General features: G+C 65.8%; 15 protein-coding genes. 5 read left to right on the top strand and 10 right to left on the bottom strand.

The window, feature by feature from the left end; all coding sequences use genetic code 11:
• Positions 1-6: 6 nt before the first annotated feature.
• From MRBLMU1_RS31400 to MRBLMU1_RS31360, 9 genes are read right to left on the bottom strand one after another with little or no spacing between them, the layout of a single operon-like run.
• On the bottom strand, positions 7-291 hold the full coding sequence (locus MRBLMU1_RS31400; RefSeq protein ID WP_363510299.1) for a hypothetical protein: 285 nt from the start codon (positions 289-291) through the stop codon (positions 7-9).
• A gap of 54 nt (positions 292-345) precedes the next feature.
• On the bottom strand, positions 346-1,482 hold the full coding sequence (locus MRBLMU1_RS31395) for a deoxyguanosinetriphosphate triphosphohydrolase (RefSeq protein WP_363510297.1): 1,137 nt from the start codon (positions 1,480-1,482) through the stop codon (positions 346-348).
• Positions 1,483-1,492: 10 nt separating this feature from the next.
• Positions 1,493-3,136 carry a bifunctional shikimate kinase/3-dehydroquinate synthase AroKB gene (gene aroKB / locus MRBLMU1_RS31390; protein WP_363510295.1) on the bottom strand — a complete coding sequence of 548 codons (1,644 nt, stop codon included), beginning with the start codon at positions 3,134-3,136 and terminating at the stop codon, positions 1,493-1,495.
• Positions 3,137-3,187: 51 nt separating this feature from the next.
• Positions 3,188-5,368: a beta strand repeat-containing protein gene (locus MRBLMU1_RS31385; RefSeq protein ID WP_363510293.1), complete on the bottom strand. Its 2,181-nt coding sequence runs from the start codon at positions 5,366-5,368 to the stop codon at positions 3,188-3,190.
• A gap of 58 nt (positions 5,369-5,426) precedes the next feature.
• Positions 5,427-7,622 (bottom strand): type IV pilus secretin PilQ, encoded by a 2,196-nt coding sequence (gene pilQ, locus MRBLMU1_RS31380; RefSeq protein WP_363510291.1) that lies wholly within the window; start codon positions 7,620-7,622, stop codon positions 5,427-5,429.
• Positions 7,619-8,170: a pilus assembly protein PilP gene (locus MRBLMU1_RS31375; protein ID WP_363510289.1), complete on the bottom strand. Its 552-nt coding sequence runs from the start codon at positions 8,168-8,170 to the stop codon at positions 7,619-7,621. The genes pilQ and MRBLMU1_RS31375 overlap by 4 nt, the downstream gene beginning before the upstream one ends.
• Positions 8,167-8,850, bottom strand: coding sequence for a type 4a pilus biogenesis protein PilO (locus MRBLMU1_RS31370; protein WP_363510287.1), 684 nt, complete (start codon positions 8,848-8,850; stop codon positions 8,167-8,169). Before MRBLMU1_RS31370 ends, MRBLMU1_RS31375 begins: the two co-directional genes overlap by 4 nt.
• Positions 8,851-8,861: 11 nt before the next feature.
• Complete coding sequence (locus MRBLMU1_RS31365; protein ID WP_363510286.1) at positions 8,862-9,554, bottom strand: PilN domain-containing protein; 693 nt, start codon at positions 9,552-9,554, stop codon at positions 8,862-8,864.
• Positions 9,554-10,630, bottom strand: coding sequence for a pilus assembly protein PilM (locus MRBLMU1_RS31360; protein WP_363510284.1), 1,077 nt, complete (start codon positions 10,628-10,630; stop codon positions 9,554-9,556). The genes MRBLMU1_RS31365 and MRBLMU1_RS31360 overlap by 1 nt, the downstream gene beginning before the upstream one ends.
• A 309-nt stretch (positions 10,631-10,939) precedes the next feature.
• Here MRBLMU1_RS31360 and MRBLMU1_RS31355 point away from each other — a divergent pair, with 309 nt between their 5' ends.
• Positions 10,940-13,315 carry a penicillin-binding protein 1A gene (locus MRBLMU1_RS31355; protein WP_414646140.1) on the top strand — a complete coding sequence of 792 codons (2,376 nt, stop codon included), beginning with the start codon at positions 10,940-10,942 and terminating at the stop codon, positions 13,313-13,315.
• Between the two features lie 19 nt (positions 13,316-13,334).
• On the opposite strand, the gene cyaY is transcribed toward MRBLMU1_RS31355, so the two are convergent.
• Positions 13,335-13,673: an iron donor protein CyaY gene (gene cyaY / locus MRBLMU1_RS31350; protein ID WP_363510282.1), complete on the bottom strand. Its 339-nt coding sequence runs from the start codon at positions 13,671-13,673 to the stop codon at positions 13,335-13,337.
• Between the two features lie 40 nt (positions 13,674-13,713).
• Here cyaY and lptM point away from each other — a divergent pair, with 40 nt between their 5' ends.
• The 4 genes from lptM (at position 13,714) to MRBLMU1_RS31330 (ending at position 18,258) form a co-directional block, all read left to right on the top strand.
• Positions 13,714-13,980, top strand: coding sequence for an LPS translocon maturation chaperone LptM (lptM, locus tag MRBLMU1_RS31345; RefSeq protein ID WP_363510280.1), 267 nt, complete (start codon positions 13,714-13,716; stop codon positions 13,978-13,980).
• A 5-nt stretch (positions 13,981-13,985) separates the two neighbouring features.
• Positions 13,986-15,263 carry a diaminopimelate decarboxylase gene (gene lysA / locus MRBLMU1_RS31340; protein WP_363510278.1) on the top strand — a complete coding sequence of 426 codons (1,278 nt, stop codon included), beginning with the start codon at positions 13,986-13,988 and terminating at the stop codon, positions 15,261-15,263.
• A 98-nt stretch (positions 15,264-15,361) separates the two neighbouring features.
• A complete protein-coding gene (locus MRBLMU1_RS31335; protein WP_363510276.1) occupies positions 15,362-16,516 on the top strand; it encodes a helix-turn-helix domain-containing protein in 1,155 nt (384 codons plus the stop codon).
• A gap of 173 nt (positions 16,517-16,689) precedes the next feature.
• Complete coding sequence (locus MRBLMU1_RS31330) at positions 16,690-18,258, top strand: GH39 family glycosyl hydrolase (protein ID WP_363510274.1); 1,569 nt, start codon at positions 16,690-16,692, stop codon at positions 18,256-18,258.
• The last annotated feature ends 130 nt before the right edge of the window (positions 18,259-18,388 follow it).

Raw genomic sequence — 18,388 nt, 5'->3', positions numbered from 1 at the left:
GCCACCTCACGGGAATGTTCGAACGATGGCTAGCACGATGCCTGCGACGGCGACTATGGCTCCGACGGTCCAGCGCAAATGCCGGTTTTCCAGGTCGAGAATTTTTTCTTCCAAAGAGGCTATTTGCTTACTCAGCCTTAGCTCGGATGCGACAATTTCTGTGCGCAACTCCGCCACGACTTCTTTCGTCGCGTAGTGCAGCTGCACATGTTCGGCCTGCGCAGTCAACACGGCCAAGTCCCTCTCCACCGAGCTCAGGCGTGTATCGAGTTGTTTGATTTGCTCGTCCATCCCCCATGATCATACCAACGGCGCGGACGATCAAGGGTGCACGTTTGAGCCGCCTCAAAGCTCGTCGAGCGAGAAAAGACGGCGGTGTTCGCGGATGGCGTAGCGGTCGGTCATGCCTGCGATGTAGTCGGCGATCTTGCGCGCCTGCTTGCCGGGGTCGCCCGATTTGTCCTGGTAATCCGGCGGCAGCAAGACGGGCTCGGCCATGAACGATTGATACAGTTCGCGCACGATGCGGCTGGCCTTCACGCGCATGCGGTTGACCTTGTAGTGCCGGTACAGGTTCTCGCGCAGGAAGCGCTTGAGCTCGGTCGCGTCCTTGCGCATCGGATCGGAGAAGCGGATCAGCGGCGGCGCCGCGCGCACGTCGTCGATGTGCTTGGGCGCGGCGTCGGCCAGCAAGGCGCCGGAGGTGACGATCAGGTCGTCGGCCAGCGCCGTGATCAGCCGCCGCAACGTTTCATAGATCGCGCGCCGGCCCGACAGGCCCGGGAAGGTGTGCTGCACGTCGCGCCACAGCCGCGCGAAGAAATCGACCTGCTCCAGCTGCTCGATGGTGATCAGGCCGGAACGCAGGCCGTCGTCGATGTCGTGGCTGTTGTAGGCGATCTCGTCGGCCAGGTTGGTCAGCTGCGCCTCCAAGGACGGCTGCGTGCGGTCGATGAAACGCACCGCCACCGGCCCGAGCAGGCGGGCGTTGGTCAGCGAGCAGTGCTTGAGGATGCCCTCGCGCGTCTCGAACATCAGGTTCAGGCCGTCGTAGGCGCCGTAATGCTCCTCCAGCTCGTCGACCACGCGCAGGCTTTGCAGGTTGTGCTCGAAGCCGCCGTGCGCCTTCATGCACTCGTTGAGCACGTCCTGGCCGACGTGGCCGAACGGCGTGTGGCCGAGGTCGTGCGCCAGCGAGATCGCCTCGACCAGGTCCTCGTTCAGCCGCAGGTTGCGCGCCAGCGAGCGGCCCACCTGCGCCACCTCCAGGCTGTGCGTCAGCCGGGTGCGGAACAGGTCGCCCTCGTGGTTGAGGAAGACCTGGGTCTTGTATTCCAGCCGGCGGAACGCCGACGAATGGATGATGCGGTCGCGGTCGCGCTGGAACTGGCTGCGCGACGAATGCGCCGCCTCCGGATAGCGGCGGCCGGCGCCGCCGGCCGAATGGGCGGCGTACGGGGCCAGGTACTCTTCGGGCAGCATCGGGCGCACCTTAAACGCAGGCGGCCAGGGTGGCCAGCAGCAGCTCGCGCGGCGCGTTGGTGATGCTCGGCGCGCCCAGCGGCTTGAGCAGGATGAACTTGATGGCGCCGCCCTCGTTCTTCTTGTCGACCTCCATCAACTCCAGCCAGCGCCCGGCGCCCAGGTCCGGCGCCTTGACCGGAAGGCCGGCCGCCGCCACCAGCGCGCGCACCCGTGCCACGGTGGCCTCGTCGACCAGCCCCATGCGGTGCGACAGGTCGGCCGCCATCACCATGCCGCAGCCGACCGCCTCGCCGTGCAGCCATTGGCCGTAGCCCAGGCCGTTTTCGATCGCGTGGCCGAAGGTGTGGCCGAAGTTGAGGATGGCGCGCAGGCCGCCCTCGCGCTCGTCCTGGCGCACCACGTCGGCCTTGATCTCGCACGAGCGGGCGATGGCGTAGGCCAGCGCGCCCTTGTCGCGCGCCATCAGCTTGCCGATGTTGGCCTCGATCCAGTCGAAGAAGGCGGCGTCGATGATGGCGCCGTGCTTGATGACCTCGGCCAGGCCGGCCGACAGCTCGCGCGCCGGCAAGGTTTCCAGGGTCGAGGTGTCGGCGATCACCGCGCGCGGCTGGTAGAACGCGCCGATCATGTTCTTGCCCAGCGGATGGTTGATGCCGGTCTTGCCGCCGACCGACGAGTCGACCTGCGACAGCAGGGTGGTCGGCACCTGGATGAAGTCGACGCCGCGCATGTAGCTGGCGGCCGCGTAGCCGGTCAGGTCGCCGATGACGCCGCCGCCGAGGGCGATCAGGGTGGTCTTGCGGTCGGCCTTGTTGGCCAGCAGCGCATCGAAGATCCGCATCAGGCTGTCCCAGGTCTTGTACTCCTCGCCGTCGGGCAGCACGACGGTCATGACTTGCTTGCCGGCACTACGCAGACCGGCCTCGACGCGCTCCAGGTACAGCGGCGCGACGGTGGTATTGGTGACGATGGCGACCTTGCCGCCGTGGACGTGGCGCGCCAGCAGCGCGCCGTCGGCGAGCAGCGCCGGGCCGATCGAGATCGGGTAGCTGCGCTCGCCCAGCTCGACATTCAACAGGATGGTGGATTCTTCGTTCATCGATGGTTCCGCTTGGGTGACGCAGTTGGGCGCGGCCTCGCAGGCCAGCCTCTCCAACTGGGTCAAAATGGATTGGACCATCGATTGTACGTTAGGTCGGCCGGTATCGATCACCATGTCGGCGATCTCCATGTACAGCGGATCGCGCACGGCCATCAATTCCTCGAGCTTTTTGCGCGGGTCGGCCGTCTGCAGCAGCGGCCGGTTCTTGTCGTGCGCGGTGCGCTGCAGGATGCTGTGCACGGTCGTGCGCAGGTAGATGACGGTGCCGCGCGCCTTGAGGAAGGCGCGGCTGTCCGGATCGAGCACGGCGCCGCCGCCGGTGGCCAGCACCAGGTCCTGCTGGCCGCTGAGCTCGCGGATGACCTCCGCCTCGCGCCGGCGAAAACTCGGTTCACCCTCGATTTCGAAGATCCACGGGATGGAGGCGCCGGTGCGGGCCTCGATCTCGTGGTCCGAATCCATGAACCGCAGACCCAGTTTGCGGGCCAGAATGCGGCCGATGGTGGTTTTCCCCGCCCCCATCAGGCCGACTAGAAACACATTTTGCATGCACGATCCAACTAAATTGCGGGCGCCGGCACCGGCCGGCCCGCACCTTGCCTAGTTGCGGTCACTGCACGATGTCGCCACCCCGTAAGGGCTGAACTCGCCCGGTGGCGAGACGGTTTGATCACCATAATCGGTGGACAAGCCCAGTAAGTGTACCAGAGAGGTGTAGATGGACTCGGTGCCTTGCGCCTGCCCGCGCAGGGTCAGGTTGACATCGAGCCAAAACACCCGGTCCTGCGGATACACCAGCGACACGGTGGCGCGGCCGCCGGCGTCGGTGACGGTGGAGGGCGTGACGGTGACCGGGATGCCCGGATCGAGCCGGTTGTTGCCGTTGATATCTTCGCCGGCCTCGAGGATGCCGTTGTTGTTGACGTCCTCGTTGGCGCATTCGACCCGCACCTGCGGCCGCCACGGCCCCTGCGGCGGCGCGTAGGTCAGGAAGCCCTTGAAGTACTTGGTCGGCAGGACCGACGCGGTCAGCCGGACGCCCGGCACGGCGTTGCCGGCGGCGTCGGTGACGATGACGGCGAAGTCCTGCTGGTAGAGCGACGAGTTCGGCACGGCCACGCGGTTGCCGGTGCCGGCGCTGATGAACAGGGACTTTTGCGCCACGGTCAGCCGCACCTGGGCGGTGGCGCCCGAGCCGCCGTTGAGCCGGGCCTGGATCACTACGCCGTTGGTCGGCGTGGCCGTGGTGCCGGCGATGAAGCTGGTGGTGGCCGAGCCGTCGGCGCCGGTGCTGACATCGACCGGCTGGGTCAGGCTGCCGCCGCTGACGTCGGACAGGATGGAGAACGACACAACGGCGTTTTTGACCGGATTGTTCTGCGCCGGACCGTCGAGCACCACCGCGCGCAAGGTGGCCTGCTGGGTGGTGCTGCCGGGCGTGTTGACGCCGATCACGGCGGGGTCGGCCTGCAGCAGGATGGTCGAGCCGCTGGTGAGCGGCGCGATGAACTCCAGCGCGGTCTGGGTGGTCAGTTCGCCCGCCTTGGCCGTCAGCGTCGCCAGGCCGGGGCCGCTGGCGTTGACATAGGCGGTGGCGGCGCCGCCCGACAACGGCAGCGCCGCGGCCAACGGCGTGGCGCAGCCGGCGTCGCTGTAAACGGTGCCGCGCGAGGTGCCGATGATGACGCTGCCGCCGGCCGGCCCGCCGGTGACGGCGACCCGCTGGCAGCCGCCGATGGCCACCACGCTGGCCAGGTTGCCGGCGGCGTCGAGCACGCGCACGGCGAAGGCCGACGAATTGACGACGATGCCGGTGGAGGCGATCTCGCCCATCGAGCGCACCGTGATGACGTCGGCGCCGCCGCCGCTGGCCGCGTAGCTCAGGATCAACTGGCCGGCCGAGTTGGTGACGGCCGCGCCGCCGCCCTTGACGGTGAGCGCGTTGGCGTTCGAGCCGAACAACACCGGCTTGCCGACCAGCGCGTTGCCGGCCGAGTCCACCAGCTTGACGTTGACGTCGGCGCCGGCGCCGACGTTGATGGTCGGCGCGGCGTTGATGGTCAGGCGGTTGCCGGTGACGTCGACCTGCGCCGTGACCGGGGCTGCCCCGGCCACCGTGGCGGTGACCTTGATGGTGCGCGAGGTCGGGTCGCCGCCGGTGCCGAGTTTTTCGGTGACCACGCCTTGGGCGTTGGTGGTACGGGTGGTCAAGGTCAGGCTGCCCGAATCGGCCTTCAGGTCGACCGCCACGCCCGGCATGACGGTATTGTTGGAGTCACGCACCAGGGCCACGATGTTGACCTCGTTGCCGGCGGTACCGGCCGACGCCAAGGTGCCGGAGTCCGTGGTCAGCGACAGGGACGGCACGGCGTTGACGACATCGATCGTGACCGGGCTCGAGGTCCGGCCGCCGGCGCTGGCCGTCACGGTGATCTTGCGCAGCGAGCTATCGCCCTTGACGCTGAGCTTTTCGACCACCTCGCCGGCGGCGTTGCTCAAGCGGTTGGTGCTCGTCACCGTGCCCGAGCTGGTGGAAAAACTGACGGTTTCGCCGGCCAGCGCGTTGCCGCCGCCGTCCTTGACGATGGCCGTCAAGGTCACCTCGGTGCCGTCCAGGCCGGACGAGGCGATGGTCGCCGCGCTGGCGGTAAGCACCACGCTGGCCGCCTTCGACGGCGCCACGCCGTTGCTGTTGGCGCCCGGCGAGCCGCCACCGCCGCCGCAGGCCGACAGCACCCCGGCACACACCACCATCACCAGCCATCCCGTGAATTTTTTCATGAACGTGCTTCCTATCGTTTACCTGAATTGAATGAATCGTTACCTGCGGGCCAAGCCGTCAGCGCGTCGACAGCCGCTCGGCGACGATCTTCGGCGTGATAAACACCAGCAACTCCGTCTTGTCGTTGGTGCGCGAATTGGTGCGGAACAAATAGCCGAGCACCGGCACGTCGCCCAGCAGCGGCACCTTGCTGGTGGTGTTGCGCTCGGTTTGCTGGTAAATGCCGCCCAGCACCACGGTGCCGCCGTTCTCGACCATCACCTGCGTCTTGACGTGCTTGGTGTCGATGGCGAAGCCGGCGCGCGTCTCCTGGCCCACGCTGTCCTTGTTGACGTCGACGTCGATGACGACGTTGCCGTCCGGCGTGATCTGCGGCGTCACCTCCAGCCGTAAATTGGCCTTGCGGAACTGGATCGAGGTCGCGCCGCTGCTGGTGGCGACCTGGTAGGGCAGCTCGATGCCCTGCTCGATCAGCGCGATGGCCTTGTCGGCGGTGATCACGCGCGGGCTGGAGATGATCTTGCCGGTGCCGTCGGCCTCCAGCGCCGACAGTTCCAGGTTGAGGAAGCGGTTGGCCGCCGACGAGAACAGGCTGATCGCCAGGCTGCCGGCCGGCACGCCGTTGATGTTGCCCGCCGGCAGGTTGACGAACTGGGTGTTGTCGAACGTGCCCTCGGTGATCGACACCTGGCCGGTGGTCTGGCCGACGCCGTTCATGTTGCCGCCGATGCCGATGCGGGTGTTGCCGTTGCCGATCTGGTAGCCGGCGTCGCCGCCGCGGATGGTGCGCATGTCGGCGAAGCCGAGCTTGGCGCCGAGGTTGCGCGTGAAGGTGTCGCTGGCCTCGACGATGCGCGCCTCGATCAGCACCTGCTTGGTGGCGATGTCGGTCTTGGCGATCAGGCGGCGCACGTCCTCGAGCTTGGAGGCGATGTCGGTGACGAACAGCTGGTTGGTGCGCGGCTCGATGATGGCGCTGCCGCGCTTGGACAGGATGCGGTTCTTGGCGTCGCCGCCCTCGAGCCCGAAGACGGTCTTGAAGGCCTCGGCCTTCTGGTAGTTGAGCTGGAAGATCTCCGACTTGAGCGGCTCGAGGTCGGCGATCTGGGCCCGTTGCTCCAGTTCCAGCTTCTCCTTGGTCAGCAACTCCTCCTTGGGCGCGATCCACAGCACGTTGCCGTTCTTGCGCATGTCCAGGCCCTTGGCCTGCAGCACCACGTCGAGCGCCTGGTCCCACGGCACCTCCTTCAGGCGCAACGTCAGGTTGCCGCTGACGCTGTCGCTGGTGATGATGTTCAGGCCGGAGATGTCGGCGATCGCCTGCAGCGCCGCGCGCACCTCGACGTTCTGGAAGTTGAACGAGAGCTTCTCGCCGCGGTAGCCCTGCGAGCCCTGGGTCAGCTTGTTCGGGTCCTCCTTGATCGGCTTGATGTCGATCACCAGCTGGGTGTCGCTCTGGTACACGGTCTGCTCCCACAGCCCGCGCGCCTCGACCGTCAGGCGCGTGTTGTCGCCATAGGGCACGCTGGTGACCAGCGCCACCGGCGTGCCGAAGTCGCCGACGTCGAGCCGGCGGCGCAGCGTCTCCGGCAGCCCCGTCTTGAGGAAGTCGACCACCACCCCGGTCGGCGTCTGGCGCACGTCGACGGCCACCTGGTTGTTGGGCAGGTCGACCACCACCCGACCCTCGCCGTTGGCGCCGCGGCGGAAATCGAGGTCGCGCAGCATTTGACGGGCCGGCGGCGCGGCCGCCGCGGCGACCGGCAGGCCGCGGGCGTCGACCGCCGTGGCCACGCCGCCGGAACCGTCGATGGTCAGGATGATGGCCTTGCCGTCGATGGCGGTGGCGTAGTTCAGGCTGCGTTTGAGGTTGAACACCAGGCGCGAACGCTCGCCCGCCTGCACCACGTTGACGCTGCGCAGGTCGCCCACGTTGAATTCCTGCGTGGTCTGGCCGGTGCCGTTGACGGTGGCGCCCAGATCGAGCGCGATGCGCGGCGGATTGGTGATGGCGAAGCCGATGGGGAGCTTGTCGGGCGGGTTTTTCAGCGCGATCTTGACGATGACGTTGGCGCCCTGCTGGTTGGCGCTGATCGATTCGATGGCGTTGGCGTTGGCGGCGGCGGTGGCTGCGGGCTGGGCGCTGGCGCCTTGCGGCTGCGGCGCCAATGCCAGGGTCAGGGTGAGCAGCAGGGCCCATAGCGGCGCCCGGCAGGCGGCCGGCGCGGGGCGGGCCGTGGTTCGAGCGGTCATTTGATATTCTCCTTGCTTTCCTGCAGTTCCAGCTTCGACATGCGTTCGACCCAGTCGCCGGTCGCGTCCTGGACGATTTCCCTGATGCTGACCGCGTCCTCGGTGATGCCGGTGATCCGGCCATAGTTCTGTCCGATGTGCTGGCCCTTGACGACCTGGTGCACCGAACGGTCGATCTGCAGCACCGCGTGGATCACGCCGTTCTTCTCGATGGTGCCGACCATTTTGACGGTGTCGAGCGGATAGCTCTCCAGCAACTCCTTGCGCCGCTCGACGTCCGGGCGCAGGCCGCCGCCGGCGCGCGCGTCCAGCTTGGCCAGCTCGGCCAGCAACTTGTTCGGATTGAACGGGTCGACCGCGTCCTTCTGGGCGTAGGCGAACGGGATGAACGTCTTCGGCTCGGCCAGCGGCGGCACTTTCACCCGGGTCTGGGCGTCGACCTCGCGCATCCACGCGCGCACCTGCTGGGCGTCGTCGTCGCCGCAGGCCGACAGCAGCGGCAGCGCCGCCGTCATCAGCCAGAATGGGAGCGATTTCAACGTGCTCATGATTTTTTCGCCGCCTTTTTCTTGTCGGCCGCCGCCTTGCGCTGCGCCTGCACCTCTTCCGGATCGAGGTAGCGGAAGGTCTTGGCCACCGCCTCCAAGGTCAGCACGCCGTCCTTGCCGGTGCTCAGCGCCATGTTGTTGAGCGTGACGATGCGCGACAGATTGGCCATGTCGCCGGCGAAGGCGCCGATGTCGTGGTAGCTGCCGGTGACCTTGATATCGATCGGCAACTCGGCGTAGTAATCCTTGACCACCACCTGGGCCGGCTTGAACAGCTCGAACTGCAGGCCCCGGCCGGAGCCGGCCTGGTTGATGTCGGTCAGCAGCGCGGCCATCTCGGCCTTGCTGGGCAGCTGCTTCTGCAGCCGTTCGACATACTGGTCGACCTGCACCTTCTGGGCCCGCAGCGCCTCGAGGTTGATCGCCTGGCCGGTCTTGAAGCGGTATTCGTCGCGCAGCTTGAGCTCGGCCTGGGCGCCCGCCTCCTGCTCCTCGAACTGCGAGCTCCAGTAGCCGAAGTAGCCGGCCGCCATCACCGCCGCCGCCACGCCGGCCGCGCACAGCAGGCGCGGCGCCAGCGGCCACTGGCCGGGATGGCGGTCGTTGAGATTGCGGAACTGGCCGGCCAGCCGCGCGCCCAGCTGGCTCAGGTCGAGGTTCGTCGTCATCGCTGTCGGCATCGCCATCGCTCCTAGGGCCGGGCCGGCGGCAGGCCGACGGTTGGACTGGCCGGCGCAACGGACAAGGCCGCCGTCGTGGCGGTCGCGCCGGCGGACGGGCCGGCGGGCTTGGCGCCGCCCTTGTCGCCGGACGGCCCGTCCTTGTCGCGCGGACGCTTGATAAAGACCATCAAGTTGAATTCCACCACTTTCTTGCTGGTCTTGCCCTGGCCAAGGGCGGTCGATTTGACTTCGATCAAATCCGGGCGCTCCAGCCACGGCGACACGCCCGCCAGGTTGCGCAGCAGTTCGGACACGCGCTCCTGCGACTGCGCGTAGCCCAGCACCGACACCTTCTGCCCCTCCTGCTTGAAACTCTTCAGATAGACGCCGGGCGGGGTCTGCCTGACCAGCTCGTCGAGCAGGTAGACCGGCTGGTTGCGGTCGCCCTGCAAATCCTCGACCGCCTGCTGGCGCGCCTTGAGCGCCTCGATCTCCTGCTTCAGCGTGGCGATCTCGGCGATTTTCTTGTCGAGTCCGCTAATGGCGGTCTTCAACACCTCGTTGCGCTCGCCCTGGATGGAGATCGCGCGGGCGTTGTAGCCGCCCACCAGCAGCACCACGCCGACGCCGATGACACCGCCCAGCGCCAGCAGCGCGAAGAAGGCGGACTTCTTCTGCTTGCGCTTTTCCTCGCGGTGGGGCAGCAGGTTGATGCGTATCATCAGCCGAACCTCCGCAGCGCCAGGCCGCAGGCGACCAGGTAGGCCGGCGCGTCGGCGCGCAGCTGCGCCTCGCGCACCGACGCCCCCAGCTGCATGCCCTTGAACGGCGAGATCACGGCGCTGGCGATCCGGGTGCGGCCGGCGACCAGCTCGAGCAGGCCGGGGATGACGGCGCAGCCGCCGGCCAGGAACAGCTGGTCGACCCGGGTGTAGGGGGTGGACGTGTAGAAGAACTGGATCGCGCGCGTGACCTCCATCGCCGCGCTCTCGAGGAAGGGCGTGAGCAGCTCGGGCACGTAGTTGTCGGGCAGGTCGCCGCTTTTCTTGCGCGCCTCGGCCTCGTCGAAAGCCATGCCGTAGGCGCGCACGATGTCCTGGGTCAGCGAGTTGCCGCCGAAGGGCTGCTCGCGCTCGTAGACGGTGGCGCCGTCGAGCATGACGGAGATATGGGTGACCTGGGCGCCGATCTGGAACAGCGCCACCACCTGGCCCGCGCCGGCCTCGGGCAGTTGCGCGGTGATGCGGTCGAGCGCGGCGCGGGCGGCGTACGATTCGATGTCCATCACGGTCGCCTTCAGGCCGGAGGCCTCGGCGATGGCGACCCGGTCCTCGACCTTTTCGCGGCGCGAGGCGGCCAGCATGACCTCGATGTCCTCGGGCGAGTTGGCGGCCGCGCCGATGACGTCGAAGTCCAGGCTGACCTCGTCGAGCGCGAACGGGATGTACTGGCTGGCCTCGGATTCGACCTGCACCTCGAGCTGGTCCTCCGACAGGCCGGCCGGCAAGATGATCTTCTTGGTGATGACCGACGCCGGCGGCATGCCCAGCGCGGCCAGCTTGGCGCGGCTGCCGCTTTTCTTCCAGACGCGCCGCACCACCTCGACCACCTGGTCCATGTTCTCGATGTTGCCGTCGACGACGGCGCCGCGCGGCAGCGGCTCGGCGGCGTAGCGCTCGAGCCGGACCTCGCCCTTGGCGCCCAGGGCCAGCTCCACCACGCGCACGCTGGAGGTGCTGATGTCCAGGCCCATCAGCGGCGGACTGCCCTGCCCCAACAGCATCTTGAAATCGATCATGCGAGTGTCTCCGGCGCCAGGATATCGGCTGCGCTACATGGCTGAGCTAAAAGCTGAATCACGCCTAAGTCCGGCTCAAGCGAGCTCCCACCTTAAATCGTGCCTATATAAGTGTAAAGATATTTCTACTGTGCACGATTGTTACAGTGTGAGGGTTTCGCCACACTTATTATTGACCGCGTGGCAGCAAAAACAACTCCGTTGTTTTGTTGATCATCGGAAAGTATTTCTGTCGCCAGGCACGGCGCGCCGCCGGGGTGGGCGCTCGCTTATAATGCTTCGCACTTATTACCAGAAAGATCGAACCGCATGGCTTCCTCCAATTCGGCACCGCCCCCCTCCTCCGACAAGTCCGCCAAAGGCTCGGGTAAAAACGCCGCGAAAAAAACCGGCAAGTCGCCATCGCGCTTCCTGCTGATGGCCGGCCTGTCGGTGCTCGGCCTGGGCGTGGGGGCCGTGCTGCTGGTCGTGTTCGGCCTGGCGATGGCCTACCCCAACCTGCCGGAACTGGACACGCTGACCGATTACCGCCCCAAAATGCCGCTGCGCATCTTCTCGGCCGACAACGTGCTGATCGGCGAGTTCGGCGAGGAGCGCCGCAACCTGGTGCGCATCAAGGACATCCCGGACGTGATGAAAAAGGCCGTGCTGGCGATCGAGGACGACCGCTTCTACCAGCACGGCGGCATCGACTACACCGGCATCCTGCGCGCGGCCGTGCACAACGCCACCGGCGGCGCCAAGCAGGGCGCCTCGACCATCACGCAGCAGGTGGCCCGCAACTTCTTCCTGTCGAGCGAGCAGACGCTCAAGCGCAAGGCCTACGAGGTGCTGCTGGCGTGGAAGATCGAAAAGAACCTGACCAAGGACCAGATCCTCGAGGTCTATATGAACCAGATCTACCTGGGCCAGCGCGCCTACGGCTTCTCGTCGGCCGCGCAGATCTATTTCGGCAAGAACCTGCGCGACATCACCGTAGCCGAGGCCGCGATGCTGGCCGGCCTGCCGAAGGCGCCGTCGGCCTACAACCCGGTGGTCAACCCGAAGCGCGCCAAAACCCGCCAGCAGTACATCCTGCAGCGCATGCACGCGCTGGGCTACATCACGGACACGCAGTTCGAGACCGCCAAGGCCGAGCCGCTGAAGGTCAAGACCGACAGCAGCGAGTTCGGCGTGCACGCCGAATACGTTGCCGAAATGGCACGCCAACTGGTCTACGAACAGTTCAAGGAGGACACCTACACGCGCGGCCTGAACGTGTTCACCACCATCACCAAGGCCGACCAGGACGCCGCCTACCTGGCGCTGCGCAAGGGCGTCATGGACTACGAGCGCCGCCACGCCTACCGCGGCCCGGAGGCGTACGTCGACATCCCGGCCAACAAGGAGGAGGCCGACGACGTCATCGAGACCGAGCTGGCCGACCACCCGGACAGCGACGACATCGTCGCCGCCATGGTGCTCAAGGCGACGCCGCAGCAGATCGTCGCCGTCACCGCCTCCGGCGAGGAGATCAAGATCGCCGGCGCCGGCCTGGAGATGGGCCGCTCGTGGCTGTCCGAGAAGGCGCCGCCGAACAAGCGCATCCGCCGTGGCGCGGTGATCCGCGTCATGCAAGAAGGCAAGGACTGGGAAGTGACGCAGATGCCGCAGATCGAGTCGGCGTTCGTTGCCGCCAGCACCGAGGACGGCGCCATCAAGGCCATGGTCGGCGGCTTCGACTACAACCGCAACAAATTCAACCACGTCACCCAGGCGTGGCGCCAGCCGGGCTCGTCGTTCAAACCGTTCATCTACTCGGCCTCGCTCGAGCGCGGCCTGTCGCCGTCGACCATCATCAACGACGCGCCGATCTCGTTCGACGCCGGCCAGACCGGCGGCCAGGCCTGGGAGCCGAAGAACTACGACGGCAAGTACGAGGGCCCGATGACGATGCGCCGCGGCCTGACCAAGTCCAAGAACATGATCTCGATCCGCATCCTGCACAAGATCGGCGCCAAGTATGGCCAGGAATACACCACCCGCTTCGGCTTCGACGCCGACAAGAACCCGCCGTATCTGACCCTGGCGCTGGGCGCGGGCAACGTCACGCCGCTGCAGATGGCCGGCGCCTACTCGGTGTTCGCCAACGGCGGCTACAAGGTCAGCCCGTATTTGATCTCCAAGGTGACCGACGCCGACGGCAAGATCCTGTCGCAGGCCAATCCGGACAAGGCCGGCGACGAGAAGAACCGCGTCATCGACGAGCGCAACGCCTTCCTGATGGACAGCATGCTCAAGGACGTGGTGCGCTACGGCACGGCGGCCAAGGCGCTGTCGCTCAAGCGGCCCGACATCTCCGGCAAGACCGGCACCACCAACGACTCGATCGACGCCTGGTTCGCCGGCTACCAGCCCAAGCTGGTAGGCATCGCCTGGATCGGCTACGACCAGCCGAAAAACCTGGGCAACCGCGAAACCGGCGGCGGCCTGGCGCTGCCGATCTGGATCAATTTCATGCAGAAGGCGCTGAAGAACATCCCGATCGAGGAACGGGCCGTGCCGGAAGGGGTGATGCTGGTGGGCGACGAGTACTACTACGCGGAGAATCCGCCGGGGACAGGCGTGCACAACATCGACGGCGCGGCGCAGGGCACGCCGGCCGAGGAAAAGGCCAAGGACGCCGTCAAGAACGAGTTGTTCTGACGGCGCTGGCGGCGGGCGCTTACGCCTTCGGCGCCACCACCACCGGGGCGCCGCCCTGGGCGGTGACGATTTCCGACAGCGCCGCGAACAGCTCGGAGCTGTCGCGGGTGTTGAGCCACTTGCCGTCCTTCTGGCGGTAGTGGAAACCGCCCGAGCGGGCCGCCACCCACAACTCCTGCATCGCCGCCTGGCTGTTGACGATGACCTTGGAACCGTTGTCGATGAACTCGATTTCCAGCACATTGCCACTGCGGCTGCATTCGACGTCGACCATGTCGTCGTCGTTCAATTGGTCCAAGGCCGCCTCGATCGCGTCGAGGGTGGCTTCGGCCTGCGCCAGGAATTCTGATTCGCCCATGCTACACTCCAATAATCTATAGTCAATCCATGATTTTATCGTGAAGTCCTCTTTTCGTTTGTTTATCGGCACCATTACCCTGGCGCTAACCGTGTTATTGAGCGGCTGCGGCCAAACCGGCCCGCTGTACCTGCCCAAACCGACCGCCAAGCCAGCCAAGAGCGGCGACGCCAAGGTAACGCCCGCCGGCACCCCGGCGGCAGTCACTCCGGCCGCGCCGGCCGACCCTACGCCCGGCGCGCCCGCCACGCCGGTTCCCGTGACGCCGTCCCCGGTTCCGTCCACCCTCCCAGCACCCCAACAATAATTACTATGTCGCAATTTACGTATCAAGACGGCGTGTTGCACGCCGAAGGCGTCGCGCTCAGCGCCATCGCCGAACAGTTCGGCACGCCGACCTATGTGTACTCGAAGGCCGCGCTGCTGGCCAACTTCGCCTCCTATGCCGACGCCTGCGCTGGCCGCGACGCGCTGGTCTGCTACGCCATGAAAGCCAATTCCAACCTGGCCATCCTGGACCTGCTGGCGCGCCAGGGCGCCGGCTTCGACATCGTCTCCGGCGGCGAGCTGCTGCGCGTGCTGGCCGCCGGCGGCGACCCGCGCAAGGTGATCTTCTCGGGCGTGGGCAAGAGCGCCGCCGAGATGCGCCTGGCGCTGTCGCACGACATCCTGTGCTTCAACGTCGAATCGATTCCCGAGCTGCACCGCCTCAACGAGGTGGCCGGCGCGCTGGGCAAGACCGCGCGCGTGTCGCTGCGCGTGAACCCCAACGTCGACGCCAAGACCCATCCGTACATCGCCACCGGCCTCAAGGCGAGCAAGTTCGGCGTCGCCTTCGACGACGCGCTGGCCACCTACCGCACCGCCGCCACCCTGCCGCACCTGGAAGTGGCCGGCATCGACTGCCACATCGGCTCGCAGCTGCTGGACGACGCGCCGCTGCTGGAGGCGCTCGACCGCTTGATCGAGCTGATCGATCAACTGGGCGACGAGGGCATCGTGCTGCACCACGTCGACATCGGCGGCGGCATCGGCATCGACTACCGCGAAGCGGGCGAGGCCGCGCCGGTGCCGGTGGGCGACTACCTGGGCCGCCTGTTCGCCAAGATCGACGCCTGGCGCGCCGCGCGCCACGACGGACGGCCGATCAAAGTGATCTTCGAACCGGGCCGCTCCATCGTCGGCGACACCGGCGTGCTGCTGACCCGGATCGAATTCCTCAAGCACGGCGAAGAGAAGAACTTCTGCGTGGTCGACGCCGCCATGAACGACATGGCGCGTCCGGCGCTGTACCAGGCCTGGATGGACATGCAGCCGGTCACGCGCGGCGGCGCCGACGCGCTGACCTACGACGTGGTCGGCCCGATCTGCGAATCGGGCGACTGGCTGGCGCGCGACCGCGAGCTGGCGGTGGCCGCCGGCGACCTGCTGGTGATGCACACGGCCGGCGCCTACGGCATGACGATGGCGTCGAACTACAACACGCGCGGCCGGGCCGCCGAGATCATCGTCGACGGCACCGTCTGCCACGAGGTGCGCCGGCGCGAACAAGCGGCCGACCTGTTCGCGCTTGAATCGCTGATCAAGTAAGCCGACGTGCCCAGCGGAAGCCGCCCGCCGCGAGGCCGGCGGCTTCTTGCCGATGAATCCGCCAAAGAATCCGCCCTTACCTCCGCGCCCGGCCATCGATGCAGGAATTCTATAAAAAGACGCTGTACGGTTTCCTCGCGCTGCTCGCGGCGAGCGCGCTGGCCGGCTACGTTTGCCTGAACCTGAGCTATCTGAGCGCGCCGCTGCTGCCGCTGCGGGACAGCGCCCTGCCCTGGCGCATCAAACCCGACTCCGACCTGCCGCAGTCGCTGGCCCGCGTCGACGCGGACAGTGAGCGGCTGGGCTTCAATTTCAAGCTCTCGCCGGGCAGCGCCTATCCGTTCGCCGCCGTCGGCCTGTTCTTCACCAACCGCGACGGCACGCCGGCGCACGTGGATTTGTCGCGCTACACGTCGGTGACGCTGGTGGCGAAGTGCGCGCCGGCCAACACCTTGAGCCTGACCGCCTCGACCCTCGAGAAAAAAGTCTCCCGGCGCGGCGACTGGCTGACCTACCGCGCGCCGTCGGCGTTTTTCTCCTGCGGCCAAACCAGCTCGTCCGTCGAACTCGACCTGACGCGCCTGGAAACACCGCAATGGTGGTTCGACATGTTCAAGCTGGACCTGTCGCACCAGGCGTACAAGCTCGACCAGGTGCCGAAGATCTCCATCGGCAGCACCTTCCAGAGCCCGAAAAACGTCGAATCCCGGGTCGAGATCGGCAGTCTGGTGCTCACCGGCAGGGACTACCGCTACCTGGCGGCGCTGGCGATGCTGCTGGGCGTTTCCTGGGCCGGCTTCGGCCTGTGGACATTCCGCCGGCACACGCGCGCGCTGATCGCCGACGTCCAGGAAAAACTGCGCAAGGATTTGCCGCTGGTCGCGTATCAACAATTATCGATCGAACCGCACCGGGACAAGGAAAAGGCGACGATCCTGCGTTATATCGCCAACGGCTACGCGAATGCGGAACTCGATCTGGAACACATCGTGACCGAAACCGGTGTTAATCGAAATAAAATCAACGATATTCTCAAATCCGAATTCGGCCACACCTTCAGCGGTTATTTAAATAAATTGCGGCTCACCGAGGCGGCCCGCCTGCTGGCGGAAAAAGAAACGGCGGCGGTGGCCGAAATCGCCTATTCGGTCGGCTATCGCAACGTTTCGTATTTCAACAAGCTGTTCAAAGAGGAATACGGATGCACGCCGAAAGCCTTCAGGACGGTGTGCGCCCGGCCGCCCGGGGAGTAGCCGGCCAGCGCCGGTAGCGCTAACACCAGCTCTGAAATTCGTAGCAAAATCTGCATTCTCATAGCCAATTCACCAAAGGGAGCTGGCGCGTCGCGCGCGCCGGCGCTACGCTGGGGAGTCCTGCCGCGATGCCGACGCCGCGGTGTCCGTCCACCTTTAGAAAGCCGACACGAATGAGTTTTAAGCCACTCGCCACGATGCTGCTCAGCGCAGCCCTGACATTGCCGCTGCACGGAAACGCGCAAGATCGCACCGTCGATCTGAATGTCACCCAGGTCCAGGGGAAACTAAATAAAACCTTTAATTTCACGATCGGCGCCGGCCGCGCCAACGAGGGTCTGCGGGCGGATTGGCAACAACAACTGGCAGAAATAAAACGCGACGCCGGCTTTAAATATATCCGCATGCACGGTTTGCTGACCGACGACATGGGCGTCTATAAAACCGACGCCAAAGGCAATGACGAATATAACTTCCAATATATCGACGCGCTGTTCGATTATCTGCTGAGCATCGACGTCAAACCGTTTGTCGAGCTGGGCTTCATGCCGTCGGCCATGGCCAGCCGCGACAAAACCATCTTCTGGTGGAAAGGCAACGTCACGCCGCCGCGCAGCTACGAGCGCTGGGAAAAGCTGGTGCAGGCGCTGACCAAACACTGGACCGAACGCTACGGCCGCGCAGAGGTGGCCAGCTGGTACTTCGAGGTATGGAACGAGCCCAACCTCGACGGTTTCTGGGCCGGCACGCAAGCCGAGTATTTCAAGCTGTACGCCCACGCCGCGCGCGGGGTCAAAAGCGTCGATCCGAGCTACAAGGTCGGCGGTCCGGCCACGGCCGGCGCGGCCTGGATCCCGGAAATGATCGCCTACTGCAAAGAAAACAACGTCCCGCTCGACTTCGTCAGCACCCACACCTACGGCGTCGGCGAGGGTTATCTGGACGAATTCGGCACCAAGGGCACCGTGCTCAGCAAGGACGAGGCGGCGATCAGCGGCGACGTGCTGCGCAACCGCAAGGAAATCGGCGCGTCCGCGATGCCTAAGCTGGAACTGCACTACACCGAATGGAGCTCCTCCTACACGCCGTCCGATCCGACGCACGACAGCTACCACCAGGCCGCCTACATCCTGCAAAAGCTCAAGCAGGTCGGCAACGCCGCGCAATCGATGTCGTACTGGGTCTTCACCGACATCTTCGAAGAGCCAGGTCCGCGCTTCGAAGCCTTCCACGGCGGTTTCGGCTTGATGAACACGCAAGGCATCAAAAAGCCGGCGTATTTCGCCTACCAGTTCCTCAACCAACTGGCCGACACCGAGCTGAAGAACAAAGACGCCCACTCGCTGGCGACGGTCGACGCCAAGGGCGGCGTCCAGGTGCTGCTGTGGGACTACACGCACACGCTGCCGGACAACATCAACAACCAGCAATACTTCATCAAGGACCTGCCGCCGAAGGACAAGGGCAAAGTCGAAGTCAAACTGCAAGGCTTGAAAAAAGGCGTCTACAACGTCAGCATCGCGCAAGTCGGCTACCGGAAAAACGACGCCTACACCGCCTTCATCGGCATGGGTTCGCCCAAGCAGCTGACCCGGCCGCAAGTGGAAGCGTTGAAGTCCGAAGCCACCGGCAAGCCATCGGAGCGGCGCACGGTGCGGGTCGGCGCCGACGGCCGCGCCAGCGTGTCGCTGCCGCTGCGCGAAAACGACGTCTACCTGCTCAAGCTAACCGCCGGCAAATAAACTCCGGGGTCAGGTCCTAATGCCGCTAACTTAAGCTTTTAGCGGCATTTTTGTTGTAAACGGCGGCCGGAAGTGTTAACTTGCCGGCACGATGCTATCAGATGCCATTTCCCTCGCTATAGACCTTCCA

This window comes from Burkholderia sp. LMU1-1-1.1, from assembly GCF_040675865.1.
Classification (GTDB): domain Bacteria; phylum Pseudomonadota; class Gammaproteobacteria; order Burkholderiales; family Burkholderiaceae_D; genus Rugamonas.
This window is presented reverse-complemented; position numbering and strand designations above follow the sequence as displayed.